This window comes from Acinetobacter sp. 1566109 (assembly GCF_000582255.1).
In the GTDB taxonomy this organism is placed as follows: domain Bacteria; phylum Pseudomonadota; class Gammaproteobacteria; order Pseudomonadales; family Moraxellaceae; genus Acinetobacter; species Acinetobacter nosocomialis.
Genome location: NZ_JEYB01000054.1, coordinates 1 through 23,865 on the forward strand (window position 1 = coordinate 1; position 23,865 = coordinate 23,865).

Genomic DNA, 23,865 nt, shown 5'->3' on the forward strand with positions numbered 1-23,865 from the left:
GCACACGGATTCGAACTGTGGACCTACTGATTACAAGTCAGTTGCTCTACCAACTGAGCTATGCCGGCGATGTGGAGTGAATTTTACAGTTTCTTAAAAAAAATACAAGCCAAAAAATGAGCATTTGGATTTTTTCTATCAATTTTTAAGCGCTTATGCGTTTGAGCTTTAAAAATGGCCTAAGGCTTCAACATATAAATAAAAGAATCAACATGTTCACCACTATTTAAAGTGACACGAACAGGTACTCTTTCGTACTCTTCGCCTTCAAAGTCATCCAGTAATTTCCAGTTTGCATCTAGATGTTCCGAGCTAAAAACAAAACCTTGCACTTGGTTAGCACTATCATCGAGTACAATTCCCGGATAGCCTAAATCTGCTCCCCAACCTTCATGACGTAGGGTTCCGTTTACCCAACCTTCTGCCCACTGGCCGCCAATATTTTCAAGTATATGCGCATTAGGGCGACCAGGGACTAAAGTGCCATAAACAAATAAACTCGACATGTAATTTTCCTTTCATGTATCAATTAATGCGCTTTCGCATGTGCGGTATAAACCACTAAAAATATTCCCAATAATGACAGTACAACAGTCAAAGCTACAATCGCACTCCAGCCACCGTGTAACCAGAACCAACCGCCCGCCGAGCCGACAATACTTGATCCCATATAGTAAAACAGCAAGTAAAGCGAACTGGCATGAGCTTTGGCTTGTTTGCTTTCAACACCAACTGAACTACTGGTGAGTGAGTGGGTAATAAAGAAGCCTGTGGTAATAAAGGCAATCCCAATAATAATGCCAAAAAGCGAACTGAGTAGGGTCATGAGGCTACCTATAATCATGAGCGCAAAGCCACTCATCATCATGGTTTTTTTACCAAAGCGATCGGCTAAGCTACCTGCCAACGATGAAGACACCATACCGAAGCTATACGACAAGAAAATAAGGCTAATTTGTGTCTGACTCAGTGAATAAGGCGCGCCACTTAAGCGGAAAGTCGCGTAGTTAAACAGAGTCACAAACACACTGGTGAGCAAGAAACCAATCGCAAACAGGCGTAATAATTTAGTATTGCTTAAATGAGCGCGCCACATTTGCATGTGAAAGCCTAAATTGAGCCCTTTTTTCTGCACAAAATTACGCGAAGCAGGCAGTAAGTTTAAAAAGGCAATTGAGCAAATAAAACAGATTGCGCCAAGCAAGCCTAAAGCGGTGCGCCATGAAAAATATTCAACCAAAATACCCATGCCGACACGGCCCATCATGCCACCAAAGGCTGTCCCTGCAATATATAACCCCATGGTTTTACCGAGGTGCTCAGGTGCAATTTCTTCGGCAATCCAAGCCATTGTCACTGCGGGTACACCGCCGAGTAATAAACCTTCTAGCGCACGTGCCATCAGCAAACTGTGCCAGTTCGGTGTAAACATCGAGACAATATTTAAAATTGCTGCACACAGCATGGACGTAAAGATTACACCGCGACGGCCAATCGCTTGTGAAAAGGCACTCGATAGCACAATCGAAATTGCTAAAAAAGCAGTCGTTAATGACAGTGCCAACGAGCTACTTGCAGGACTAATCTGGAAGCTTTGGCTAAAGGCAGGCAACAGTGGCTGCACACAATAAATGAGGGAGAAGCTGGCAAAACCTACAAGGAACAAGGCGAAACCTGCATGCTTATAGGCTTTAGTCCCTTTGTGAATCCACTCGCGGGAAAGAACAGACGTTGCCTCAGTGTTTAAAGTACTGGATGTAGATGAAGAGCTCATATCATGACCATGACAGAAAGAAAGAGCAGTGCTTTTGGGCATGCTGCATCGAGAAAATTCGATGAATTAAAATTAGCAATTTAGAAGGTATTTTTCTAATATATTTAACAATAGGTCATGATATGTTTTATATATAGCAATGGAACTTAGGCATATACGCTACTTTTTAGCGGTAGCAGAAGAAAAAAACTTTACCAAAGCTGCGCAGCGCTTAAACATGAGCCAGCCGCCTTTAAGCATGCAAATACGGGACTTAGAAGAAGAGCTAGGTGCAGATTTATTTATCCGTTCGCCTCATGGGGTGGAGCTGACCGAAGCGGGGCTTGCCTTTTTAAATGCGATACAGCCAGTACAGCAGCGTGTAGAAGATGCAGCAAACCTTGTTAAACAGGTAGCAAATGGCGAAGTCGGCCAATTACGATTAGGTTTTACAGGCACTTCAATGCTGAACCCTCTCATTCCTAAATGCGTTCGCTATTTTCAGCAGCAATATCCTAAAGTGGATTTAAAGCTTGAAGAAGCCAATACCTTGTTGCTCATCGATTTATTGCTTGAAGACCGTTTAGATGTCGCGATTATTCGTTCGCCACGTAATATGCCGGACAGTCTTATACTTCAAGAATTATTGGCTGAGCCACTTATTGCGGCTTTACCTTCCGAGTCTTTTAAACTGGACGATTCAACACAAGAAATTGATTTAACCGCACTACGAGAGCTTGACTTTATTGTCTCGCCACCGTCAGTAAGTGCAGGGCTTTTTGATGCGATAAAACAAGCCTGCCATGAGCGCGGCTTTGAACCTAAAATTGGACAAAACGCTCCGCAAATTGTGTCAATTTTATCGTTGGTGTCTGCAAACTTAGGCGTGTCTTTGGTGCCAGAGTCGACCAAACAATTGCAAATACAGGGTGTGGCTTATCGCTCTTTGAAAGCACCCATACCTACGGTAGGTTTAGGGCTTGCCTATAAGAAACATGCCCCTTCACAAATGGCGATTAACTTTGCCAGTGTGGTGCAAGTGGCTTGCCACCACGCCAACGAAATTGATGAAATTGGCTAGTTTGATTTCGGTGCTTTATTCATTAAAAAGATGCCTGAAATAATAAAAATCGCACCATATAAAAACGATAAGGTCGGCTGCTCATGAATGAAAACCCAAGCCATGAGCGCTGCAAAAATTGGTTCAGAAAGTTCGGTCACTTGCACCTTTGCTGCACTCATATAAGACAACGCTTTGGTGGTGCAGAAAAAGCCGAGTATGGTTGGCAGAACCGCTAAACCAATCAAACCTAAAACAATATCGGTACTAAAATTAATGCTATGCAAGTTGATTAAAAACGGAACTGCAAGATAAACACTACCAAATAGCAATAAATACTTAGTTAGAAACAGCCCGCCGTTTAATTTGAATTTTTTCACTAAAACTGAAAATAAGCCATAACCCGTACCCGCAATAGAAGCATTAATCAGCATTAAAAGGCTATTTTCACCTTTCCACGAAATAATACTAATCCCGGCAACCGCCAATAATGTTCCAATAAGCGAATGAATATAGATGCTTTCTTTTAAAATGAACCGACCAAAAAATAGGGCAGAAATAGCAGCCGAAGCCATGAGTACCACCACGACATTGGCGGCAGCACCATGGTTATAGGCAATGGTTTCAAAAAAGAATAGCGAGAAAATTCCTAAAAAAGCGCATATAGCAATTTGAGTAAAAACGCTGAGCTTACTTGGAGTGCTGCTAATGTACGCAATCTTTTGGCTGACAGGCACTTTAAATAAAAAAACACTTAAAAAGAAAAAGGCGATAATGGTTTTTAAAAAGGCAATGTCTTGTGGGTTTAAACCACTATGCATGAGTAATTTACTAATTACACCAATCGACGCATTTAAAGCCGCTGCACACAGTGCAAATAGGGTTCCAATAATTAAATTATTCACTCTTATAATTCTTCCTAAATTTTACGCATGCAGTCTACATGATTTTTTGGAGGAATATTCAATTAAAATAACCAGTTAAGGTTGAATATTTACAGTAGTTTATTCTGTATGGATTTAACCAGTTTTATAAAAAACTAAACACTTCTCATAGACTTTTGTTTCAAATAATTGTGATTTATAGCGCTAACTCATATTATATAATTAGTTAATTATTAAAGAATTTTAAAAATGATTAAATCGATTATTACAGGTTGCGCGGTTCTTACACTTTCAGCTTTAACGGTAACTCATGCTGAGTTTTCTTATGAACAAGAATTACAACAAGGCTGTAATAAAGTGAAGCAATACGCAAGCTTAGGTAAGAAAAACTACGACCAAAAACAATATAAAAAAGCGCTCGAAAACTTTCATAACCAAGCTTCTTGGACTGCTTTTTGTAAAGCCAATGAAGATGGAACCACAGTTAAATTTACCGACCGTGATATTGAAGTTGCTAACAATAACGTAGGTTTGGCCTATGCCAAATTGGGTCAGCCACTTTGGGCAAGAGCATGGTTTATGCTCGATGAAAAATCAAAATCTAGCCAGTTTAACCTTCAGCAATTGCCTGCATCTAAAACCTCAAATGACCTGTCGGGTGAGTATGTTCGTTACTCAGGTTTTGGTGAGTGGGATCAAATTACGGTAAGTCGTAAGCAGGGCCAATATGCCATTGGCTATTCGGGTGTTTATATGGGTTTACGAAGTTTAATTTATGGCCCAAACATGGGGCAGTTCGATACCAAAATGCCGTCTAATGCCAAACAAACCATTTATAAAGACGAAGACTGCCGCATTCAGCTCGACTTTAAAACGAGTGCGAAATTAGGAAATTATATTCAGGTCAAACAAAACGAGGGCAACTCGGGCTGTGGCTTTGGACATAACGTTTATGCTGATGGCACTTATTTAAAAGTTGAGTCTGGAAAATAATCTTAAAAATTATAGGAACTAAATAATGAAAAATATATTTGCACGTTTACTACTTCTTTCGACGTTTATTGTGTCTGCTCAGGTGTATGCAGATGTAGCAAATACAACATGTAAAGAAGTGAAATTCCAAAAAGCCGATCAGGCGTGGAGTGGGCACTATTATTTACATGGTGTGATGGAAGTCGGTTCGGAACTTTTACTTCAACCAGATGGCAAGTTTAAATGGATGCTTGCAGTGGGCGCGTTAGACCAATATGCCGAAGGCACATGGTGGAAAAACGGTGACTGTATTGGTTTAAAACCAGAAGCCAAATTTAAAAAGGATTTAAGTATTTTTCCTGAAAGCCTAACGATTGCGGATAAATCATTAGATGCAGTCTGGCAGGGTGGACGCCAACAAGGCACATATAGCAAAGACTAAATAAAAAAAGTCCGACACTGAGTCGGACTTTTTTTATGACTTATATTTTAGTGATTGACCGCAGCGAGTTGCTGAGCGTTATAGCGTGCGCCCATATTTGGGTATCTCGCAATAATCGCTTCAATTTCTGCCAAATCTGCTGCTGTTAAATGAAGGTCTACAGCGCCAGCATTTTCTACAAGTCGCTCAATTTTACGCGTACCCGGAATTGGAATAATGTCGTCACCTTGCGCCAAAATCCAAGCCAAAGCCAGTTGAGCCGCTGTCGCATTTTTGCTTTGGGCAAACTCGCTAAATGCTTGCGCCAAGCTTTGGTTATTTTTCCAGTTATCACCTTGATAGCGTGGTAACTGACGACGGAAATCGTTTTCGTCTAGGCTACCCACATCAAGCGTATTGGTGATTAAACCACGCGACAGCGGTGAATACGGCACAAGGCTAATGCCTAACTCGCGAATGGTTTGCAAATGGGTTTGCTCGAACTCACGAGTAAGTAGCGAGTATTCATGTTGAACCGCTGCAATTGGGTGAATCGCATGTGCTTTACGGATGGTTTCAGCCGACGCTTCACTGAGTCCTAAATAACGAACTTTACCTTGTTTGACCAAGTCAGCCATTGCGCCAATGGTATCTTCAACTGGAACATTCGGGTCTATGCGGTGCGCATAATACAAATCAATCACGTCTGTATTTAAGCGTCTTAAACTGTTTTCGACCGCAACTTTAATCCACTCTGGAGAACCGTCGATATAAGACTCTAAAGAGTTTTGTGGGTTAAGGTTGTCTTCTTTATAACGGAAGCCAAATTTGGTCGCCAAGAATACTTTGTCGCGATGTTTTTCTAAAACTTTTGAGAGCAAAACTTCATTTGCGCCGTTGCCGTACATGTCGGCGGTGTCCCAAAAGTTAATGCCGAGGTCTAATGCTTTTTCTAGAGTGGCAATGCTTTGTGTGTCGTCTGAGGCACCATAGGCAAAGCTCATTCCCATGCAACCTAAACCAAGTGCTGATACTTTTTCGCCTGTTTGTCCTAAAGTTCTATATTTCATTTTTCACACTCTTTTTGCAAAATCACTTGAGTAGAAAAACTATAAAATGCTTTGGCTCAAACTGACGTATAACATTCAAACCAATAATTATAAAATTCAAACAATCTGCTTTTAGGCCACACAGTCTTCACGGAACTTTTTAGGCGAAAAGCCGGTATTTTTCTTAAAGAAATTGGTGAAATACGCTGAATATTCAAAACCTAAGCTATAGGCAATTTCGGAAATATTCCAACTGGTGTGTTGTAGCAGCGCTTTGGCTTCTTGCGTAATGCGTGAGCTAATATGCTCAGACGTGGTTTTACCTGTGGCTTCTTTTACAGCGCGGTTTAAATGGTTCACATGCACAGACAAGCCATAGGCAAAGTCATTTGCAGTTTTGAGTTTAAGCTGAAAATGTGGCGAGTCGATCGGGAACTGGCGTTCTAATAGCTCAAAGAATAAGTGGCAAATGCGAACCGCAGCATTACTATGTTTTTCAAACTGTTGGGTCGGTTGCATTTTCATGGCTTCGTGCACAAGTAGGTGCAAATAGTTTCTTAAAACGTTGTATTTATGAATATAGTCTGAATTTATGTCATTCATCATCTTTTTGAAAATAAATGAAATTTCATCAACCTGCTGGTCATTTAAAAAATATAGCGGGTCGCCGTCGACTTTAAATAACGGTGAGTCTTTTAAAAAGCTTTGTCTCGATTCTTGGTTTACAAACTCTTCGGTAAATAGACAAAACCAGCCTGCTTGTTCGGGCGAATTAATTTCCCATGCGTAGGGCACCATTGGGTTTGAAAAAAGTAAAGCAGGGCGGTCGACTCGTATCCAGCGGTTGGCATAGTGAAGTTCGCCTGTGCCTAAAACCAGTGAAATTTTATAATAATCGCGGCGGCTATAAGGCGTGAGGAACGAGCAGGCATCGCGTTGGAACACGTTAAAATGTCCAAACGAGGTTGATGGAACCGAGTAATCGCTATCTCTTGTTAAAGAAAAGCGGCGATAAAAATCATGTATGGTTTCCATGTCTTTGCCTGCATGCGTTATCAATTTATTTAAAGTTATAAAATTCAAACTTTATTTACTGTAGCTTTTATTTATAGCGCGATCAATCTGTTCATTTAAGCGGTTTGAAAATGAATAATTTTTTATAAATACTCTGGGTAAGCAATGTAAGACGACTCTACGCATTCAAAACCCATTTGGCGATAAAGGGTAACCGCTGGGGTGTTATCAACGTCGACAATTAAGTGGGCAATTCGTCTCGTTGCAACAATCCGATTAACTGCAAATTTTAAGACGCGTTCAGCAAAACCTTTTCGACGATAAGCAGGGAAGGTATATGTGCCACCAATAGAAACGAGTCGATCAGTTTCTATGCCTAAACGCACAATCGAAACGATCTGTTGATCTGCTTCAAGCACAATAATTTTTTGTTGTTGAATTAGAGATGCCCAGTCAGGTGTTTCATTTACTGAGCGCTCTTTATTGTATAGATGCTGATATTTGTTAAGGCGGGCAATATCCGAAAGTTCAGCCAAGCGTCCTTGAGCTTCAGAAAATTGGTGTGAGCAAACCATGATCCATTGATCATATTCTTTTGAAATACGCCCTTTTTGTTTTATCTCGGCATGTAATAAGTCCCGCCCGATTGCAGTAGTTACGATCCGACGCGGTTGAAGCTGTAAAATTGATGTACACAGTAATGATCCAGATGATGCCTCTGATGGAACCCAAAAACAGGTGCTGCCAGCAAGAATAACCGCGACTCCTAGCAGTTGCTTGACGTTTTGTGAGTCATACAAACGTAAGAGTTGCCACTCGGTATTGGTCGCTTGTGTTTGAGCAAGAAAGGCCATCGCCCCAATAGAATAGTGAAAGCGCTCATCAAGCCATTGAAAGATAAGTTGGTATTCTTCTGAACTGGTGGGAGGTCCCTTTATTATCATTATTAATTACCTATTCAAATCATGCACTCAGTCATAATTCACTATCCTACATTTTTATTATTATCATGACATCGTTAAATTTAAGTTGAAGGTCTTTTTAGCTTAAATATCTAATTGAATAAACAACAATAATTATTTAACCAATTTCTATTCAACCTTACATTGACACTCAAAAACTCGCGGATTATCCTTTGCCTGCTGGTCAAATTACCAGTGGGTTTTAGCAGACCCTTTTACACAAGAGTACTAAAAGCTTGCTTTTCAGTACTGGATCCTTACGTCCCCCTTTTTTCTATGGTAGGACGGAGGGGGACGCGCTTGCGCGTGCTGGGTCCTTGTGTACCAGTCTGCTAACCCCCTTCGTTCTGCCACCATTATTTAGCAGTAATCGTGGTAGTTCTTCTTTAATACACAAGGAGTTCGCCATTATGCGTACTATTTCATCTCTCTCATTGGCAACCTTTGCCAAAATCTTTGACTCTATACCCAACTGGTCTTTAAAACGGTTTAACCGACTCTAGGTCTTAAGCCATAGGTCATTACGACTAAAAAAACATAGCAACAATAAAACCCGAGATAGGCGAGCACACCATTTTTGTGCGGCTTTTGCATGCCTGTTTTTAGCGCTCAATTTAAGAGCGACGGCATTTCTATCTCTTTTATTTACAACAAAAAATTATTTTAAGCGATATACATGAAAAATTTAGAAGCTTCATTTAGAGCATTGCGAGTGCTCCACACGGCAAAAGATTTATTTAACCAATATGGGTTTCATAAGGTAGGGGTAGACCGAATTATTGCCGACTCCCAAATTCCCAAAGCTACCTTTTACAACTACTTCCACTCAAAAGAAAGACTCATTCAGATGAGCTTAACTTTTCAAACAGACGCTTTAAAAGAAGAGGTATTTACCACGATCCATTCGTACAGCAAACTGATGGTATTCGATAAACTCAAGAAAATTTTCTTTTTGCATGCTGACTCAGATGGGTTTTATCGTTTGCCCTTTAAAGCAATTTTTGAAATAGAAAAACATTATCCCTCGGCTTATAAAGTGGTGGTTGATTATCGAAATTGGCTTATACAGGAAATTCATAAACTGCTTTTAACTGTAAAACCTGCGGCTACAGTTGAAGATGCGCATATGTTTTTATTTGTGGTCGATGGCGCGATGGTGCAGCTTTTAGGATCAAATCAAACCGATGAAAGGGAATATTTGATTGATTATTTTCTAAGTCGGGTTTGAGGGGGAAGGCCCGACGGGAGTTGGGCTTTTATACAAAAATGAATAGAAATTTTTTAATCCTATTTTATGTATGAATTAGATTATTATTTAATTACTCTGAAAGTTCATGATTCGATAATTTTGAGCCAACTCATGAGCTAAATTTAAAATATATTTTTCAGGATTCTTTTTAATAATTTCATCAAAAAAATTAGGACTATTTTTTAGAATTTCAGGCACCTGAGTTGTGCCAGATTGATGTTGGAGTGCTAATAAAATTGTTAGTAATTCATAGGTATATTCTGGCTGAGCGTCATTTTTAATAAGCTTTATAACATGTGAAGAAAATTCAAAAGCTTCTGCTGGTAATAGCGAACAAACATTTTCATCAATGAAAGTAGATAAATACCATTCATCTAAATCTTTTTCTGAGGCTAATTTTTCAAGAAAACTAGATAAAGCATCTATAAACATTTTTAACCTTTCTCACTTTATCTCTAGTATAAAAATTAAAGACTATCCTCTTTCAGAATAGTCTTTCACTCTAACTTTTACTGCCCACTCAAAACCAATTGTTTAATCTTCACAGCTTTCTCGAAGTGATCTAGCTTATGCTCCATAATCCACCAATGCGCTGCTTCCATCAGTAGCTCAGGGTTGTCATTTTTATTTTTAAAAAACGCATAAAAAGATAGACCGACATTGTCTCCCTTCTTTTCTATTTTTTCGTCGCATCCGTTAATAAAAATTTCTCTTAATTCATTTCTCATATTGAGTATCACTTCAAGTCTATAAAACTAAGATGGCTTATTTTGCTCGCCCCATTGGCACATCATATCTAACAAAGGAATTAAAGACTGTCCTCTTTCCGAAAGCCGATATTCAACTTTTGGTGGAATTTGAGGATATTCTTTACGAATAATAAGTTCGTCTCTTTCTAACTCTTTGAGTGTATTGCTGAGTGTTCTAAATGAAATGTTGCCAATGCAGCGTTGCATCTCATTGAAACGCATGACATTTTTTTCATACAGCCAATACATAATAATCATTTTATATTTGCCATTAATCAAAGAAAGGGTATATCCAAAACCCGTATCTTCTAATGGCGTATTTGATGGAACACACTCGGTCATTTTAAAAATCTACACTATCTTTTAGTATAGTATATAACATAAATTACCGTACTTATATTTAGGAAAGCACACTTCTATAATCGATTTATCAACTTTCCGATAAGAGTGTTTTTATAATGAAAAAGACATTAGTCATAGTTACCCATCCTCACATAGAACAATCAGTTGTAAATAAAAGATGGGTAGAGGAATTGGAAAAATACCCAGACCAATTTACGGTTCACCAGATTTATCAAGCCTACCCAGATGGCGTAATTGACGTTGCCAAAGAACAAGCGCTTGTAGAAGAACACGAAAATTTAGTTTTTCAATTTCCAGTGTATTGGTTTAACTGTCCGCCGCTTTTGAAACAATGGCTTGATGAAGTTTTAACATATGGATGGGCTTACGGTTCAACAGGTGACAAGGTTAAAAATAAGAAGTTTATGCTGGCTGTATCTGCGGGTGGTCAAGAACATATTTATTCAGAGCAGGGTGAATATAAACTTACGTTGGACCAAGTTTTTAGTTCTTTTCAGCTCACTGCTTTATATGTTGGGGCGGACTATCAACCACTTCATGCATTTTATGGTTTAGACACTAACCCTTCAGAAGATGACGATGTTCCGACTCATCAAGACGTAGCAAATAATGCGATTGAGTATGTTCAGAAGTTATTAGCGTTGTATGAGTAAATTTTTAAGAGGGAGGCCTAAACGTGAGAGTTTGGGCTTCTTATGTAGAAGATTTTTAAAAAGTTACATTAAGGTTTTAAGTTAAATATACAGTTTATTTATGATATAAATGTCCGCTAAATATAGATTAAATTTAAAAATTTATGACTATTCTTGATATTAAAGAAAAAGAAAATTCCCTTATAACTGACGATGCTCATGAATTAATATGCTACGCAACAATCAGTGAAATCAGCTCATGGAAGGATGTTACTAACTTATATTCAGAAGTTAAGCAGAAGCATTTACCTAAAAAAGTATTATTACTTTTAGAAGATATAGGACAGTGCCAATACACTTCCATGCATGCTTCAATGGGAGATGGGCTTTATTTTGATACCACAGAACTCGTTGAAGATGACAGTGAAGCAAGTTGGGAAAATACTCGACCTTTAGAGCTTCAATATCACATTGAACAATTATTAAAGCCAGAAAATTATATAGGCTTTAATGACTTGCCTAAAAAACTTAAGTATAGCGATGAAGATCAAGCAACTCTGCTACAGATTAATGCTGAACCCGACAAAATTTTAGATGCCGTTATTCAAGTAAAGTTAGTCAATAGTCAAACTGAAACTCAAAAATTTGCAGCATGCCTCAATGGATATTTTAGTTGTGATTTGAACCCTTTTGAATCTTTTAGCTTGATTGAGCATTTAGATCAAAACTATGGCTTAGAGTATGTGGGTTTAGGGGCAAGCTTATTATTCTTTATGAAAACACCAAAATTTGATGCAAATAAAACGCCTCAATTACTTAATGAGTTGAGCAGCTTTTATCAATTCAATCAAACAACGCATCACTCGCTAGAACAACATTTATCTCATCATGAATATCTTATTTTGCCTTATGTAGAGTCATTAGAAGTGTTCGATTTGGATTAAGTTAATTCGAGATAACCAATTTTTATTTTTTAAAACTCATGAGATTCAAAGTATGAAAAAACTACTCAGTTTAAGTGCATTAGTATTAGCAACTACATTAACAGGGTGCGCGATCAATTTACCTTTTAATAACCGTCTAAACTATACGTCTGTTTCAGAATTATCAGCTCTGCCAAAAGTGCAAGATACTGTGCATATCAAATGGAATCCAGATACTTTCCCTCAACGTATTGATATTCAAGGGGCAGACGGTTTTGTAGGAAGTGCTTCTAGAACACGTATTCCTACAGGCGTAGCTCTATCGAGTCGTATAGAAGAAGCGATTGCTCAGATAGCAAAATTATCACCAAATGGAAGCCCATTAACGATTACGGTTGAAAAGGCTAAATCTGGCTTTGAATACTCAGCTGGTATGTTCAATATTACTCCTGCAATTGATGTGGCAAATGTAACTTTAGTGGCTACCTTTGAATATAAAGGTCAGAAATGGACGAATACATTTAACTCTAAGTTAAAGGATCCAAAAATTGGTGGTACTTCACAAACAGCTTTATTAGATAAAGCATGGGATGATATTGCTGTACAAGTCGCTAAGGATGTTTCTAAACATTTAGCTATTAACTAAGCTTTTAATTTTTATTAAAAATAAAAAAGACCTAAATCAAAACGATTTAGGTCTTTTTTGAATTCTGGCGGTGAGAGAGGGATTCGAACCCTCGATACGCGCAAACGTATACACACTTTCCAGGCGTGCTCCTTCAGCCACTCGGACACCTCACCAAGGCGTGCGATAGTAACTAAAAAATTAGGTTCTGCCAAGATTTAAGACGAGCATTACAGAAAAAAAATAATAGAGGTGATAAGATTGCGCTAAAAATCATATTGGTTTAATTACACAATGCAAAATACGGCCAAAAAAGCGACCTTGCCTGCCACGGCTTTGGCAGCTCTTGGGGTGGTCTTTGGAGACATCGGAACAAGTCCGCTCTATGCCTTGAAAGAGTCCTTCCATGCTGCCCATGGTTTGGGAATTCAGCCTGAAAACGTATTAGGAATTTTATCCATTATTTTTTGGTGCTTAATGCTGATCATCAGCATCAAGTATGTCGCCATTGTCATGCGTGCAGATAACAATGGGGAAGGCGGTATTATGGCCTTACTCGCATTGAATTTGCGTAAAGCAAAAATTGCCGACAACAAAAAAATCTACATGATTGCGATTGGTTTTATTGGGGCATCACTGTTCTTTGGTGACGGTATTATTACCCCAGCCATTTCGGTATTGTCTGCGGTCGAAGGGTTGTCTATTGCAACCAACGTTTTTGACCCGTTCATTATGCCTATTGCGATTGCCATTATTGTGACGCTGTTTTTAGTTCAAAAACATGGTACGGCCTTTGTAGGTAAGTTTTTTGGTCCAATTACGCTTGTGTGGTTTATCTCTTTAGGTGTATTAGGCCTTCATAGCGTCATTCAAACACCGATAGTACTCGGCATGTTTAGTCCACATTGGGCAATTCAGTTTATCTACCATCATCCAGTCATGACGTTTTTTGTGATGGGTGCTGTGGTGTTAACAGTGACAGGTGGTGAAGCACTCTATGCCGACATGGGGCATTTTGGACCTGTTCCGATTCGTCTTGCGTGGTTCTTTGTGGTGTTGCCATGCTTGGTTTTAAACTATGCAGGACAAGGCGCATTGTTACTTCGTGACCCTGCGGCAATTGAAAACCCGTTCTATCTACTGGTGCCACAGTGGGCACTTTATCCAATGATTATTATGGCGACCATGGCAACAGTGATTGCCTCTCAAGCTGTAATTTCTGGGGTATTCTCTCTTGCTCGCCAAGCGATTCAATTGGGTTATTTACCGCGTTTAAGTATTAAACATACTTCTGAGTCTGAAGAAGGTCAGATCTATGTGCCGTTCTTAAACTGGTTACTTTTAATCGCAATTATTATCTTAATTCTGATTTTCAAAACCAGCTCAAACTTGGCAAGTGCTTATGGTTTAGCAGTGACCTTAACCATGCTGTGTGACACGATTTTGGTTTCCATCTTTATCTACTCAGCGTGGAAATGGAGCTGGCCAAAAGTGGTGTTACTGATTATTCCATTCTTTATTTTAGAGTCGGTTTTAGTCGCAGCAACTTCACTTAAAGTGTTGTCAGGCGGTTGGGTGCCATTACTCATTGGTGGTATTGCAGTCACCATCTTGATGACATGGAAACGTGGTCGTGAGCTTACTTTTGCTAAGCTTGAACACGATACTTTGTCGCTCGATTTGTTTGTAAAAAGTATTGGTAATAGCGTGCACTGGGTACCGGGTGATGCCGTGTTTATGACAGGTACGCCAAACGTTGTACCGCATGCCATGCTACATAACATTAAGCACAACAAAGTGCTGCATCAGCGTAATATCTTGGTCACTGTGGTGATTGAAGATGTACCTTTTGTTGCACCAGAAGAGCGTATTACAACAGAAGCTTTAGCTGAACATTTCTACCGTATTAAAATTTTCTACGGCTTTAAAGATGAAATGAATGTACCAAAAGCGCTTATGCAAGCTTATGAGCAGTTAGGTCTTGAATATGACTTAATGCATATTAGCTTCTTTATTTCGCGCGATCGTATTGTTCACTCGGTGGGTGATGGTATGTCGCCGTGGAGAGAAAAACTATTTATTTCGATGCAGCGTAATACCAGTCCGGTGAGTGACTTCTATCAAATTCCAACCAACCGTGTGGTGGAGTTAGGTAGTCAAATCGAAATATAGAAATTTGATGTAATAAAAAACCAAGACATAAGTCTTGGTTTTTTTATGGCTCTGATTATTGAGCTTGTGGCATAGGTGCATCTGCTGGCAATGCCCCATCTTTTGCCATTGGGTCTGCTGATTGGTTCGGGTTAGCCGGTGGTGGCGGTGTATTTGGGTCTTGTGGTGCCGGAGCAGCCATTTCAGCGCCAGCAGGAGGTGCTGGTGGTACATCTGCAGGAGGAGCCGGCGGTACATCGGCTGGAATAGGAGCACCTGTAGGAGCAGCACCTGTTGGGGCAGCAGAAACAGGTTGTACTTGACCACTTTTAACTAAATCACTAATAGAGCCAGGTTGGCCATTGACGGTTGTAGTCACTTTTACTTTAGATAAACTTTCTAAAGTCTCACCGGGTTGGACCGCAGGTTCAGCTAAGGCTGCCATACTGCACAGTCCAGCAATTACGCCAATACCAATAATCTTTGAATGGATCATTAAATGGACTCCGTTTATATTTTTATCCAAATTTGTGGAGCTAACCATGTCATAAGCGATTGGTCGTTTTCAATGAAAGATACGCAATTAACCCAATTCAATAGTGAAAGTTCCTCACAAGGCCAACAAACTGTTACCGAACAAGAAATAGAGTTACAAAAAAGATGACCATGTTTTAACCATTTGAAAGTTAAGCGATATACTTAAAAAAGCAGGATTGTTAAGCTGCATATGGACAGTGGTATTGATAGAAACATGGCAAGTAAAAAACGTAGTACAGGTACAAATTCATTCTCTCTAAGTCAGCATTTTGGCAAGATTATTCTTGCTTGTGTTGCTGCTGGAAGTTTTGCAATTGCTTTTGGAAGTGAAAAGATTTCACAGTGGTTTTCGCCCTTAAGTACCAACTCGACTTGTCTCAATCAGTTTTATCGCGAAATTCCTCCTGCTTTAAACAAAGAAAGTTTAAAAAAAGACAGTTATCCGCTGTGCTTTAATGGCTTCAATGTTTTGTACTCGGGGATGTCTAAAACGCCGTTATGGTCAGCTGAATATCTTAGCCCTGAACGTTTAAGCACTAAAATTAAACGTGAAGATAATTTCCATGAAGAAACACGTGTTCCTGAGCGCCACCGTTCACTTTTAAGCGATTATCGTGGCTCAGGCTATGACCGTGGACATATGTCACCAAATGGCGATATGCCGACTAAGGACTCGCAGTTCGATAGTTTTTCGCTGAGTAACATGGTTCCACAGGCACCGAAAAATAATCAGGAAGTTTGGCGTAAGCTTGAAGATGCTACTCGTGCAGTGGTTACTAAGCAAAAGCAAGATGCATATGTTGTGACAGGACCAATCTTTGAAGGTCAACGACTCAAAACGATTGGACGTGGTGTTATTGTTCCAAGTGCAGTGTATAAGGCTGTTTACTATCCTAAAACAGGTGCAATTGGCGCTTACTACGCACCAAATAACAACTCGCAACAGGTTAAGGTTGTGAGTGTTTGTTATTTAGAGGAAAAGTTAGGAATTAACCTGTTTCCTCAGTTAACTGAACAACAAAAACGTAATGTTTATCGTCTGCCGTTAACATCTAGTCAAGTTAAGCCAAACCAGAAGTTAGACTATTTACATTGGGATGGAGAAAGCCAGTGTGAACAAGACTTAAGTGCAGATCAGATCTACGCATTACAAGACCAGTTTAAAAAGCAGAAAAGCACGTCTTCTGAGCCTATGGAATCTAAAGTTCCAAGTATTGATGAAGAAACCAGAAAAGCCATTGTGAAACAGCTAGTAGAAGCTTTGGTGAACTATTTCTTGCAAATCATCAAATAAATCGTTTGCAGGCATTGTTGTACAGTTCTTATTCAATACAATAAGATGAATATACAGATCTGTCTATTCATCTATTTATTCAAATAAGGACAATAACAATGTTTGCCTCGATGTTTCTTTTTTCTTTTGCGATGTCGATTACCCCAGGTCCCGTCAATACCGTTATTTTATCAACCAGCTTAAATCATGGTTTAAAAAGATCACTTCCCTATATTTCAGGTGCCACGATTGGTTTTACCTTGCTTTTAATATTTATGGCGTTTGGGCTGCAAAGTGTATTAACCCAATTTCCTGTTGTCTTAAAAATTCTTGCCATTTGTGGAACGCTATTTGTTTGTTATATCGGAATAAAAATTATTCATTCTGCAGCAAATGTTTCTATTTCTAGTGTTCCGCTAGAACAGATGATCATTCCCAATTTTAAAGATGGTTTCTTTTTACAGTGGTTGAACCCTAAAGCGTGGTTGGCTTGTGTGTCGGGCATTACCATGTTTACTAGCATTGAACATCCAAAGGCTTTGCCGATTTTTATCGTGATTTATTTTTTCACCTGCTATATATGTTTGTTCTTTTGGGGATTCTGTGGTGATAAATTTTCAGTGCTACTCAATCACGGCAACCGTTTGAAATATTTTAATATCTTAATGGGTGCTTTTTTAATTTTATCGGCACTTTTAATTTTGATTGATTTTTTATAGATTGGTCGTATTACACTATCAACATATAACAATGAGACAACACTTATGTTTAAGCCATTTGAAAAGGGTACAGAGTCTTCTTCAATTGAAGATTTAACATTAGAAAATGATGTCGATTGCGTGAGCATTTATGGCAATTTGCAAATTACCAAAGACAAAGTTGGGTTAGAGCAGGCAAAAGCACTACAGAGCTTTTTAAATGATGTGGTTGCAGCTTTGGAAAAAGAAGAATTGCCTGAGAAAATTGAACGTCCAGCTGAACAAGAAGTGAATAATCCGTTTTTATAATTTATACATTTTATGTGTGATGTTTAGCATAGTCATGTTGCCATACAGTCTTTAGTACTACGTTAGGTCTTATTGAGTTTGTATAGACATTTCTTACTTTTGAAAGACCAAAAGTAAGCAAAAGTCTTTGTTGATCAGAGGGTACTTCCGTGTACCCCTGCTCAACAGGTGACATCCATGTCACCCCACCGCGATAGCATATTAAGGCTATAGATATAAAGAATTAATCCTTGTCTCCAGCAACTACCTTATAAATAATTGCACCAATCACAGCACCTAAAATCGGCGCTACCCAGAACAACCACAGCTGACTTAAAGCACCAGTTTGAGCAAAGAATGCAACACCTGTACTACGTGCAGGGTTCACAGAAGTGTTTGTAACCGGAATACTGATTAAGTGAATAAGCGTTAATGCAAGACCAATCGCAATAGGTGCAAAACCAGCAGGCGCACGACCATGTGTTGATCCTAAAATAACAATCAAGAAGAACGCAGTAAGTACCACTTCAATAATAAAAGCAGAACCTAAACCAAATTTATTTGGCGATAAATCACCAAAACCATTGGTTGCAAAACCGCCCACACCAGTAAAGCCAGCTTGACCTTGAGCGATAATGTAAAGAACAAATGCAGCAGCAGTCGCACCAACCACTTGCGCAACAATATATGGAATTAAATCTTTAACATCGAAACGGCCACCGACCCAAAGACCGACACTGACCGCGGGGTTAAAATGTCCACCAGAGATATGTCCTAAAGCATAAGCACCAGTGAGTACGGTTAAACCAAAGGCAAGGGCTACACCTGCAAAGCCAATACCAAGTTCAGGGAAAGCTGCGGCTAACACTGCGCTACCACAACCACCAAAGACTAGCCAAAACGTACCTAGGAATTCAGCAAAATATTTATTCATTGTGATTACTCATCTATTGATCTATTTTTAATTAATGTGAAATGTGTCACAAAAAATTAAGCATGTGACTATATGAAATTTTTGTTTTCAGTGTTGTTTTAATCAAGAAAAGATTTGTAAGTTTTGGTAGGTTATTCTTTGTCTAAAAATTGATCTCTCCATTGTTGCGGTGTTTGATTGGTCCAATGCTTAAATGCTCTTTGAAATGCGCTTTGTTCTGAATAACACAGCAAAAGTGCAATCTCTTGTAGGCTTAAATGCGGATCTTTTAAATACTCGGTTGCGAGCATAAAGCGTACTTGCTGAACACGTTCCTGAAAGCTGGTGTTCTGCTGTTGTAAATGCCGTTGAAGTTGCCGAACAGACAAGCCTAATTGCTTGGCAATATATTCAATTTGGTACTGATTTTTTTGTAAGCCAGTCAAAATTGAATGCTGTAAACGTTGATCAAGTTGAGTTGAATTGGGTAACTGTTCTAAAAGTGCTTGTGCTTGCTGAACCAATAGCTGCTGTAGAGTGTGGTCAGCGCTACTAAGCGGTTTATGAATTTCGGTAATTGGAATAAGTAACTCTGTACGGGGCTGACTAAAACGAACAGGGCATTGAAAGTACTGCTCGTAAACCCTGATATTTTTAGGGGCAGCATTTAAGAAACGTACTTCATGTAAATATACATCTTCATGAGACATAAAAAGACGTAAGAATTGAATCACCAGTGCAATAGCGATTTCATCGGTAAGTTGAGTCGGGTGTAACTCAGTCGCTTCCCAGCGAATAGAAGCATATTCTTCATATAGCTCAACCACCAATGGGCTTCCATCATAAATCAGACGATGAAAGTCATGATAGCGAATTAAAGCTTCACCTAAGTTATCGCAAGAGAGAGCAAGGTAGGCAATTATTCCTAAGTGTTTGGGCTGAACATATTTGGCAATTTCTAACCCTAAACCCGGCTTCGGGTCGAGTTTATAAATGACTTCTAATAGATCACGCCAAACCACATAGTCAAAGCGTTCCAGATTTTGTATTTGTTCTAATTGTTCAGGAATAGCTAAGCCATTAGCTTCGCAATAAGCTTTTAATAGATGTCCTAGTCCTCCATATACCGAGCCGGTATAATTTTTTAGTTGTGGCATCCTTGACCACCTCTTTCTTGTCGTGATTTGTCAATGAAACCATAAATTCTGGTCAATACCTAGCATAGCGAATTTTATATTCTAAATAAAAAGAAAAAGGAGTAAGGCGATGCTAAAAGGGTTTATTGCAGGAATTGCAGTTGCGAATGCATTTGAATGGGTGGCGCATAAATATATTTTGCATGGTGTACACCGTGCTGGACAACCGCGTTATAGCCCAGTACCAAGAAGCATGGAGTCCCATTGGGCACACCATCGTGAAGTCCGTAAACAACAATTTCATGATGATTGCTATGTGGAAGGTGTTAGTAACTGGCGTACTAAAAATGAGTTAATTTCACTTGCTGTGGTGGCAACCGTTTCAAGTGCAATGTTTTACCCATTTTCAAAAGGAATGGCGCTTGCAGCTTGGTATAGTGCAGGAAATTATTACTATATTCATCGCCGTGCACATTTAGAGCCTGACTGGGCAAAGCGTAAAATTCCGTGGCATTACGACCACCATATGAACTCGAACCAAGACGCCAACTGGTGCGTGACCAAACCTTGGTTTGATTATGTGATGGGTACACGTGTGGTATCTTCGGCAGACCTAAAAGAACAAAACCCTTTGGGGATAAGGTTACCTACTATGCTTGCTAGACCACTCTCTCAAGCTGTAGAAAAAATTTTCCCTGCAAAATGGGTCGAGAAAAAAGAAAAGCCTCAACTCGTTAGTGACATCAATATGGTCGATGGCGCTGCATAAAAAATAAAGGGGCATATTGCCCCTTTAAATATAAATAAGCTTACAAGCGCATTTCGATGCCTTGTTCAGCTAAATATTGTTTAGCTTCTGGAATCGTATATTGGCCAAAGTGGAAAATACTTGCTGCCAATACTGCATCGGCACCACCTTGTAAAATACCGTCTGCAAGGTGTTGTAAGTTACCTACACCGCCTGAGGCAATCGTTGGAATAGTAACGCGGTCATTAATGGCACGCATTAAAGCAATATCGTAACCTGCTTTAGTGCCGTCGGCATCCATACTGGTAATGAGTAACTCACCCGCACCGTAGTCAGCCATTTTTACAGCCCATTCAATCGCATCAATACCCGTTGGTTTACGGCCACCATGAGTAAAGATTTCCCATTTGTTGTCGCCAGTTTTTTTGGCATCGATCGCAACCACAATACATTGCGCGCCAAAATGCTGTGAGGCTTCTTGAACAAATTCCGGATTAAATACGGCAGCCGAGTTAATACTCACTTTGTCTGCACCTGCATTTAATAACGCACGAATATCTTCAACCTTACGTACTCCACCACCGACAGTTAAGGGCACAAATACAGTCTCGGCCATACGTTCAACAGTACGGTAAGTGGTATCGCGGCCATGATGTGTAGCGGTAATGTCTAAGAAAGTAATTTCGTCTGCCCCTTGTTCGTTATAGCGACGAGCCACTTCAACAGGGTCGCCTGCATCACGAATATCGAGGAATTGAACGCCTTTAACTACGCGTCCGTTATCAACGTCTAGGCAAGGAATAATACGTTTAGCAAGCATAGCTTTTTCCAAAAATAATCGCCGTTGGTGAAAGTTCCTACACAGGCGCTACACCTTCATGGAGGGAAGAGGTATTCTATCAAACTTCACAGATGTTTTTTGCAGGTTTTCCATGTCGGTTTATACCCCGTTGAGTTTAGATGAAGTTCGCACCTTTGCTGCACCTTATGGATTAGAGGTGTTGGAGCTGAACCCAATTCAGGGAGGTATTCAAAACACCAATTATTTTTTGGTTGATGTAAACCGCAAACAATATGTACTTACCGTGTTTGAAGAGTTAGATGCCAAAGGGGCAGGTGAACTTATTCCTGTACTTGAACAATTAGGCACTCATGATGTACCCGTTGCCGTGCCATTAAAGCATAGCGGCCAAGCGGTTCACGTTATTGCAGAAAAGCCTGCACAGATTGCACCACGTCTTATGGGGCACCATCCCATGCAAACCACAGTAGCCCAAGTTGCGGCAATTGCAGATGCACAAGCGAAACTGCATGTGGCTTTACAAGATTTTCCGCTTGAGCGTGAATATCGACGCGATCATCAATACTGGACAGGCGTTGCAGAGCAGCTTAAGCCAAATATGACTCAAGATGACCAAGCTTTACTTGAGCAGGTCTATCAAGCGTTTAATGCGAAAACAGCACAGTATTCAAACCGACCAACAGGTTTTATTCATTCAGATTTATTCCGCGACAATACATTGTTTGAAGGTGATCAATTACAAGGTATCTTAGATTTTTACGAGTTAAATCAAGATGAATTACTGTTTGATATTGCGATTACCATCAATGATTTTTGTACCGAATATCCAGCAGCACATTTAAACACAGACAAAGTGGCAGCTTACTTAGCGGCATACCAAAAAGTTCGAGTGCTTACTTCAGATGAACTTGAATGTTTAGATGTATTCTTAGCAATGGCAGCGTGCCGTTTCTGGTCAATGCGTTTGCAAGTTGCTCAAAAAAATAAAGAAGAAGGACGTACAGGCGACGACATTTTGCAAAAAGATCCGCAAGAAATGCGAGCAATGATGCAAGACCGTTTAAGTCATGTAAAAGCATAAAAGGAATAAAGATGCGAGATCAGGGGCGATTAGTCGAATGGTTCGACGAAAAAGGTTATGGCTTTATTCAGCCAGATGATGCTGAAAAAGAGCGAGTCTTTTTGCATATCAAAGATTTTGCACGCCCCGGACCTCGGCCAATTATTGGTTGTGCACTAGAGTATTTGGTCATTTTAGATGAGCGAGGTCGCTTCCGTGCCCAGCAAGTCACTTATTTAAAGGCATCACAAACGCGTAAAGCTTCAAAGTCAGCAAAAACAGAATCTTCATTTCAGGCAAAACCATGGTCTGCCATGCAAATGGGCATCGTATTTTATTTTGTTCTAATGGGCATTATGAGTTTTATCCATGTTCTGCCAGCTTATACCTTATTGTTTATCTTAATGACGAATGTCTTAAGTTATTGGCTATATTCACAAGATAAAGAAGCCGCACAACTAGGCAATCGCCGTATTCCTGAACAGACTTTACATATTGTGAGTTTTTTAGGCGGTTGGCCAGCTGCATGGTGGGCACAACAAAAACTGAGACATAAAACACAAAAACAACCATTTCGTAAGATTTATTTTTGTACCATATTCCTTCATTTACTTTTGATTTTGTGGCTAATTTCTCCTTTAAACGTTTTGCGGGGATCATAAAAGTAAATTGTTTTATTAAACTTGAGAGGTATAAAAATGAATAGTTCTATCGACCAAGATCCAAATCGTACTTTAACACTTATTTTGTATGTACTTTATATTGTTGCCATTTTTACGGGCGGCTTACTTGCGATTATTGCTTTAATTATTAACTACGTAAAACGTTCCGATGTTCAAGGTTCAATTTTTGCGAGTCACTTTACTTGGCAAATCAGAACATTCTGGTGGTATCTCGCTTGGAATATTATTGCCTTTTTACCGTTTATTTTCTTGTTTTTTACAGGTGAAAATACCGATTTATTTGCAGGTGTTGCGATCTCATCGACCGTATTCTGTGTGGGCGTGATTACAGCGGCATGGATCTGGATCGTATATCGTGCAATTCGCGGTCTGATTGCGTTAAATGATAACCGCCCGATGTACCAACCTTAATAAATAAAAAAGAGAGCGTTAAGCTCTCTTTTTTATTCTCGAATTCTTTTAGTTTTTTTAATGGGTAACTTAAGTTTTAACTCACTGACTAAAACACCTAACACCACTAAAGCACCGCCAAAAAGGGCAATCAGTGGTAAACGCTCACCTGCGATTCGGCCAATAACCCCAGCCCAAACAGGTTCTCCTGCATAAATAATCGCAGCACGTGAAGGATCGACCATACGCTGAGCCCAGTTCATCACAAATTGAATCAGTGCACTTGCTAAACCTAATGTAACAGCTGTAAGTACAAGCGGCCATGAAAATGCTGGAATCGTTTGCTCGCCCACCACAGGCATAACGGCAAACGAAAGTAGAGATGCGACAGCAAGTTGAATAATGGTCACACGACGCAAATTTACCTTTCCAGCAAAATAACTAATAAAAATAATTTCTAAAGCAATCGCAACTGAGCCAAGTACTGTTAAAAGCTGCCCAAAACTTAATGAAATTTGCTCAAAACCATT

General features: G+C 39.5%; 29 protein-coding genes and 1 tRNA gene. 15 read left to right on the forward strand and 15 right to left on the reverse strand.

Annotated elements, in window-relative coordinates; all coding sequences use genetic code 11:
• Positions 1-179 precede the first annotated feature (179 nt).
• Both J582_RS20730 and sxtP read right to left on the reverse strand, forming a co-directional pair.
• The gene (locus J582_RS20730; protein ID WP_031982236.1) at positions 180-506 is read right to left on the reverse strand and encodes a gamma-glutamylcyclotransferase family protein; all 327 of its coding nucleotides are present in this window, start codon (positions 504-506) and stop codon (positions 180-182) included.
• 23 nt (positions 507-529) lie between these two features.
• Positions 530-1,774 carry a multidrug efflux MFS transporter SxtP gene (sxtP, locus tag J582_RS20735; protein ID WP_031982235.1) on the reverse strand — a complete coding sequence of 415 codons (1,245 nt, stop codon included), beginning with the start codon at positions 1,772-1,774 and terminating at the stop codon, positions 530-532.
• 139 nt (positions 1,775-1,913) lie between these two features.
• Here sxtP and sxtR point away from each other — a divergent pair, with 139 nt between their 5' ends.
• The gene (sxtR, locus tag J582_RS20740; RefSeq protein WP_031982233.1) at positions 1,914-2,834 is read left to right on the forward strand and encodes a multidrug efflux pump transcriptional activator SxtR; all 921 of its coding nucleotides are present in this window, start codon (positions 1,914-1,916) and stop codon (positions 2,832-2,834) included.
• Here the strand turns inward: sxtR and J582_RS20745 are convergent.
• Positions 2,831-3,718, reverse strand: coding sequence for a DMT family transporter (locus J582_RS20745; protein ID WP_031982231.1), 888 nt, complete (start codon positions 3,716-3,718; stop codon positions 2,831-2,833). The two genes, sxtR and J582_RS20745, sit on opposite strands and share 4 nt — an antisense overlap.
• Before the next feature lie 228 nt (positions 3,719-3,946).
• Here J582_RS20745 and J582_RS20750 point away from each other — a divergent pair, with 228 nt between their 5' ends.
• Together J582_RS20750 and J582_RS20755 are read left to right on the forward strand one after the other, a co-directional pair.
• Positions 3,947-4,690: a hypothetical protein gene (locus J582_RS20750; protein WP_031982230.1), complete on the forward strand. Its 744-nt coding sequence runs from the start codon at positions 3,947-3,949 to the stop codon at positions 4,688-4,690.
• A gap of 25 nt (positions 4,691-4,715) precedes the next feature.
• Positions 4,716-5,111, forward strand: coding sequence for a hypothetical protein (locus tag J582_RS20755; protein WP_031982229.1), 396 nt, complete (start codon positions 4,716-4,718; stop codon positions 5,109-5,111).
• Positions 5,112-5,158: 47 nt separating this feature from the next.
• Here J582_RS20755 and J582_RS20760 read toward each other — a convergent pair whose 3' ends face one another.
• From J582_RS20760 to J582_RS20770, 3 genes are all read right to left on the reverse strand, one after another.
• Positions 5,159-6,160 carry an aldo/keto reductase gene (locus J582_RS20760; RefSeq protein ID WP_006580866.1) on the reverse strand — a complete coding sequence of 334 codons (1,002 nt, stop codon included), beginning with the start codon at positions 6,158-6,160 and terminating at the stop codon, positions 5,159-5,161.
• A 111-nt stretch (positions 6,161-6,271) separates the two neighbouring features.
• Positions 6,272-7,174, reverse strand: coding sequence for a helix-turn-helix domain-containing protein (locus J582_RS20765; protein WP_031982227.1), 903 nt, complete (start codon positions 7,172-7,174; stop codon positions 6,272-6,274).
• Between the two features lie 122 nt (positions 7,175-7,296).
• Positions 7,297-8,097, reverse strand: a complete 801-nt coding sequence (locus J582_RS20770; RefSeq protein ID WP_031982226.1) for a GNAT family N-acetyltransferase — start codon at positions 8,095-8,097, stop codon at positions 7,297-7,299.
• 694 nt (positions 8,098-8,791) lie between these two features.
• Here J582_RS20770 and J582_RS20775 point away from each other — a divergent pair.
• A complete protein-coding gene (locus J582_RS20775) occupies positions 8,792-9,343 on the forward strand; it encodes a TetR/AcrR family transcriptional regulator (protein WP_031982225.1) in 552 nt (183 codons plus the stop codon).
• Positions 9,344-9,430: 87 nt separating this feature from the next.
• On the opposite strand, the gene J582_RS20780 is transcribed toward J582_RS20775, so the two are convergent.
• The 3 genes from J582_RS20780 to J582_RS20790 form a co-directional block, all read right to left on the reverse strand.
• The gene (locus J582_RS20780) at positions 9,431-9,796 is read right to left on the reverse strand and encodes a hypothetical protein (RefSeq protein ID WP_031982223.1); all 366 of its coding nucleotides are present in this window, start codon (positions 9,794-9,796) and stop codon (positions 9,431-9,433) included.
• Between the two features lie 77 nt (positions 9,797-9,873).
• On the reverse strand, positions 9,874-10,092 hold the full coding sequence (locus tag J582_RS20785; protein ID WP_031982222.1) for a DUF6500 family protein: 219 nt from the start codon (positions 10,090-10,092) through the stop codon (positions 9,874-9,876).
• A 27-nt stretch (positions 10,093-10,119) separates the two neighbouring features.
• The gene (locus J582_RS20790; protein WP_002052222.1) at positions 10,120-10,455 is read right to left on the reverse strand and encodes a winged helix-turn-helix transcriptional regulator; all 336 of its coding nucleotides are present in this window, start codon (positions 10,453-10,455) and stop codon (positions 10,120-10,122) included.
• Positions 10,456-10,571: 116 nt separating this feature from the next.
• Here J582_RS20790 and J582_RS20795 point away from each other — a divergent pair, with 116 nt between their 5' ends.
• The 3 genes from J582_RS20795 (at position 10,572) to J582_RS20805 (ending at position 12,677) form a co-directional block, all read left to right on the forward strand.
• Positions 10,572-11,129, forward strand: a complete 558-nt coding sequence (locus tag J582_RS20795) for an NAD(P)H-dependent oxidoreductase (protein ID WP_031982220.1) — start codon at positions 10,572-10,574, stop codon at positions 11,127-11,129.
• Positions 11,130-11,272: 143 nt separating this feature from the next.
• Positions 11,273-12,052: a hypothetical protein gene (locus tag J582_RS20800; protein ID WP_031982218.1), complete on the forward strand. Its 780-nt coding sequence runs from the start codon at positions 11,273-11,275 to the stop codon at positions 12,050-12,052.
• Positions 12,053-12,104: 52 nt separating this feature from the next.
• The gene (locus J582_RS20805; protein WP_031982217.1) at positions 12,105-12,677 is read left to right on the forward strand and encodes a hypothetical protein; all 573 of its coding nucleotides are present in this window, start codon (positions 12,105-12,107) and stop codon (positions 12,675-12,677) included.
• A 65-nt stretch (positions 12,678-12,742) separates the two neighbouring features.
• Here J582_RS20805 and J582_RS20810 read toward each other — a convergent pair.
• Positions 12,743-12,832 (reverse strand) — tRNA-Ser (locus tag J582_RS20810).
• Between the two features lie 118 nt (positions 12,833-12,950).
• Here J582_RS20810 and J582_RS20815 point away from each other — a divergent pair.
• On the forward strand, positions 12,951-14,828 hold the full coding sequence (locus tag J582_RS20815) for a potassium transporter Kup (RefSeq protein ID WP_031982214.1): 1,878 nt from the start codon (positions 12,951-12,953) through the stop codon (positions 14,826-14,828).
• Between the two features lie 55 nt (positions 14,829-14,883).
• Here the strand turns inward: J582_RS20815 and J582_RS20820 are convergent, their stop codons facing one another.
• The gene (locus J582_RS20820; RefSeq protein ID WP_004711577.1) at positions 14,884-15,303 is read right to left on the reverse strand and encodes a hypothetical protein; all 420 of its coding nucleotides are present in this window, start codon (positions 15,301-15,303) and stop codon (positions 14,884-14,886) included.
• Between the two features lie 255 nt (positions 15,304-15,558).
• Between J582_RS20820 and J582_RS20825 the strand changes: the two genes are divergently transcribed.
• The 3 genes from J582_RS20825 to J582_RS20835 all read left to right on the forward strand — a co-directional run bounded on the left by J582_RS20825 (position 15,559) and on the right by J582_RS20835 (position 17,624).
• Positions 15,559-16,638: a DNA/RNA non-specific endonuclease gene (locus J582_RS20825; protein WP_031982213.1), complete on the forward strand. Its 1,080-nt coding sequence runs from the start codon at positions 15,559-15,561 to the stop codon at positions 16,636-16,638.
• Between the two features lie 98 nt (positions 16,639-16,736).
• Positions 16,737-17,336, forward strand: coding sequence for a LysE family translocator (locus J582_RS20830; RefSeq protein ID WP_031982211.1), 600 nt, complete (start codon positions 16,737-16,739; stop codon positions 17,334-17,336).
• 45 nt (positions 17,337-17,381) lie between these two features.
• Positions 17,382-17,624 carry a hypothetical protein gene (locus tag J582_RS20835; protein WP_000476056.1) on the forward strand — a complete coding sequence of 81 codons (243 nt, stop codon included), beginning with the start codon at positions 17,382-17,384 and terminating at the stop codon, positions 17,622-17,624.
• Between the two features lie 223 nt (positions 17,625-17,847).
• Here J582_RS20835 and aqpZ read toward each other — a convergent pair whose 3' ends face one another.
• Positions 17,848-18,537 (reverse strand): aquaporin Z, encoded by a 690-nt coding sequence (gene aqpZ / locus J582_RS20840; RefSeq protein ID WP_002052229.1) that lies wholly within the window; start codon positions 18,535-18,537, stop codon positions 17,848-17,850.
• A gap of 131 nt (positions 18,538-18,668) precedes the next feature.
• Positions 18,669-19,673, reverse strand: a complete 1,005-nt coding sequence (locus J582_RS20845) for an AraC family transcriptional regulator (RefSeq protein ID WP_031982210.1) — start codon at positions 19,671-19,673, stop codon at positions 18,669-18,671.
• 109 nt (positions 19,674-19,782) lie between these two features.
• Between J582_RS20845 and J582_RS20850 the strand changes: the two genes are divergently transcribed.
• Positions 19,783-20,421, forward strand: coding sequence for a hypothetical protein (locus J582_RS20850; RefSeq protein WP_023188106.1), 639 nt, complete (start codon positions 19,783-19,785; stop codon positions 20,419-20,421).
• A gap of 40 nt (positions 20,422-20,461) precedes the next feature.
• Here J582_RS20850 and hisF read toward each other — a convergent pair whose 3' ends face one another.
• Positions 20,462-21,220: an imidazole glycerol phosphate synthase subunit HisF gene (gene hisF, locus J582_RS20855; protein ID WP_000880078.1), complete on the reverse strand. Its 759-nt coding sequence runs from the start codon at positions 21,218-21,220 to the stop codon at positions 20,462-20,464.
• 112 nt (positions 21,221-21,332) lie between these two features.
• Between hisF and J582_RS20860 the strand changes: the two genes are divergently transcribed.
• The 3 genes from J582_RS20860 to J582_RS20870 are packed head-to-tail and all read left to right on the forward strand — an operon-like array spanning position 21,333 to position 23,356.
• Positions 21,333-22,283: a homoserine kinase gene (locus J582_RS20860; RefSeq protein ID WP_031983680.1), complete on the forward strand. Its 951-nt coding sequence runs from the start codon at positions 21,333-21,335 to the stop codon at positions 22,281-22,283.
• Positions 22,284-22,294: 11 nt separating this feature from the next.
• Positions 22,295-22,924 carry a DUF1294 domain-containing protein gene (locus J582_RS20865; protein ID WP_031983678.1) on the forward strand — a complete coding sequence of 210 codons (630 nt, stop codon included), beginning with the start codon at positions 22,295-22,297 and terminating at the stop codon, positions 22,922-22,924.
• Between the two features lie 36 nt (positions 22,925-22,960).
• Positions 22,961-23,356: a DUF4870 family protein gene (locus J582_RS20870; RefSeq protein ID WP_004705102.1), complete on the forward strand. Its 396-nt coding sequence runs from the start codon at positions 22,961-22,963 to the stop codon at positions 23,354-23,356.
• Between the two features lie 32 nt (positions 23,357-23,388).
• On the opposite strand, the gene J582_RS20875 is transcribed toward J582_RS20870, so the two are convergent.
• Positions 23,389-23,865: DMT family transporter (locus J582_RS20875; protein ID WP_032048500.1), on the reverse strand; the 477-nt coding region annotated here is incomplete at its 5' end.

Coding starts and splice junctions, on each gene's coding strand:
- J582_RS20730 (WP_031982236.1), bottom strand. CDS start 506: ATGTCGAGTTTATTTGTTTATGGCACTTTAGTCCCTGGTCGCCCTAAT.
- sxtP (WP_031982235.1), bottom strand. CDS start 1,774: ATGAGCTCTTCATCTACATCCAGTACTTTAAACACTGAGGCAACGTCT.
- sxtR (WP_031982233.1), top strand. CDS start 1,914: ATGGAACTTAGGCATATACGCTACTTTTTAGCGGTAGCAGAAGAAAAA.
- J582_RS20750 (WP_031982230.1), top strand. CDS start 3,947: ATGATTAAATCGATTATTACAGGTTGCGCGGTTCTTACACTTTCAGCT.
- J582_RS20755 (WP_031982229.1), top strand. CDS start 4,716: ATGAAAAATATATTTGCACGTTTACTACTTCTTTCGACGTTTATTGTG.
- J582_RS20760 (WP_006580866.1), bottom strand. CDS start 6,160: ATGAAATATAGAACTTTAGGACAAACAGGCGAAAAAGTATCAGCACTT.
- J582_RS20765 (WP_031982227.1), bottom strand. CDS start 7,174: ATGGAAACCATACATGATTTTTATCGCCGCTTTTCTTTAACAAGAGAT.
- J582_RS20770 (WP_031982226.1), bottom strand. CDS start 8,097: ATGATAATAAAGGGACCTCCCACCAGTTCAGAAGAATACCAACTTATC.
- J582_RS20775 (WP_031982225.1), top strand. CDS start 8,792: ATGAAAAATTTAGAAGCTTCATTTAGAGCATTGCGAGTGCTCCACACG.
- J582_RS20780 (WP_031982223.1), bottom strand. CDS start 9,796: ATGTTTATAGATGCTTTATCTAGTTTTCTTGAAAAATTAGCCTCAGAA.
- J582_RS20785 (WP_031982222.1), bottom strand. CDS start 10,092: ATGAGAAATGAATTAAGAGAAATTTTTATTAACGGATGCGACGAAAAA.
- J582_RS20790 (WP_002052222.1), bottom strand. CDS start 10,455: ATGACCGAGTGTGTTCCATCAAATACGCCATTAGAAGATACGGGTTTT.
- J582_RS20795 (WP_031982220.1), top strand. CDS start 10,572: ATGAAAAAGACATTAGTCATAGTTACCCATCCTCACATAGAACAATCA.
- J582_RS20800 (WP_031982218.1), top strand. CDS start 11,273: ATGACTATTCTTGATATTAAAGAAAAAGAAAATTCCCTTATAACTGAC.
- J582_RS20805 (WP_031982217.1), top strand. CDS start 12,105: ATGAAAAAACTACTCAGTTTAAGTGCATTAGTATTAGCAACTACATTA.
- J582_RS20815 (WP_031982214.1), top strand. CDS start 12,951: ATGCAAAATACGGCCAAAAAAGCGACCTTGCCTGCCACGGCTTTGGCA.
- J582_RS20820 (WP_004711577.1), bottom strand. CDS start 15,303: ATGATCCATTCAAAGATTATTGGTATTGGCGTAATTGCTGGACTGTGC.
- J582_RS20825 (WP_031982213.1), top strand. CDS start 15,559: ATGGCAAGTAAAAAACGTAGTACAGGTACAAATTCATTCTCTCTAAGT.
- J582_RS20830 (WP_031982211.1), top strand. CDS start 16,737: ATGTTTGCCTCGATGTTTCTTTTTTCTTTTGCGATGTCGATTACCCCA.
- J582_RS20835 (WP_000476056.1), top strand. CDS start 17,382: ATGTTTAAGCCATTTGAAAAGGGTACAGAGTCTTCTTCAATTGAAGAT.
- aqpZ (WP_002052229.1), bottom strand. CDS start 18,537: ATGAATAAATATTTTGCTGAATTCCTAGGTACGTTTTGGCTAGTCTTT.
- J582_RS20845 (WP_031982210.1), bottom strand. CDS start 19,673: ATGCCACAACTAAAAAATTATACCGGCTCGGTATATGGAGGACTAGGA.
- J582_RS20850 (WP_023188106.1), top strand. CDS start 19,783: ATGCTAAAAGGGTTTATTGCAGGAATTGCAGTTGCGAATGCATTTGAA.
- hisF (WP_000880078.1), bottom strand. CDS start 21,220: ATGCTTGCTAAACGTATTATTCCTTGCCTAGACGTTGATAACGGACGC.
- J582_RS20860 (WP_031983680.1), top strand. CDS start 21,333: ATGTCGGTTTATACCCCGTTGAGTTTAGATGAAGTTCGCACCTTTGCT.
- J582_RS20865 (WP_031983678.1), top strand. CDS start 22,295: ATGCGAGATCAGGGGCGATTAGTCGAATGGTTCGACGAAAAAGGTTAT.
- J582_RS20870 (WP_004705102.1), top strand. CDS start 22,961: ATGAATAGTTCTATCGACCAAGATCCAAATCGTACTTTAACACTTATT.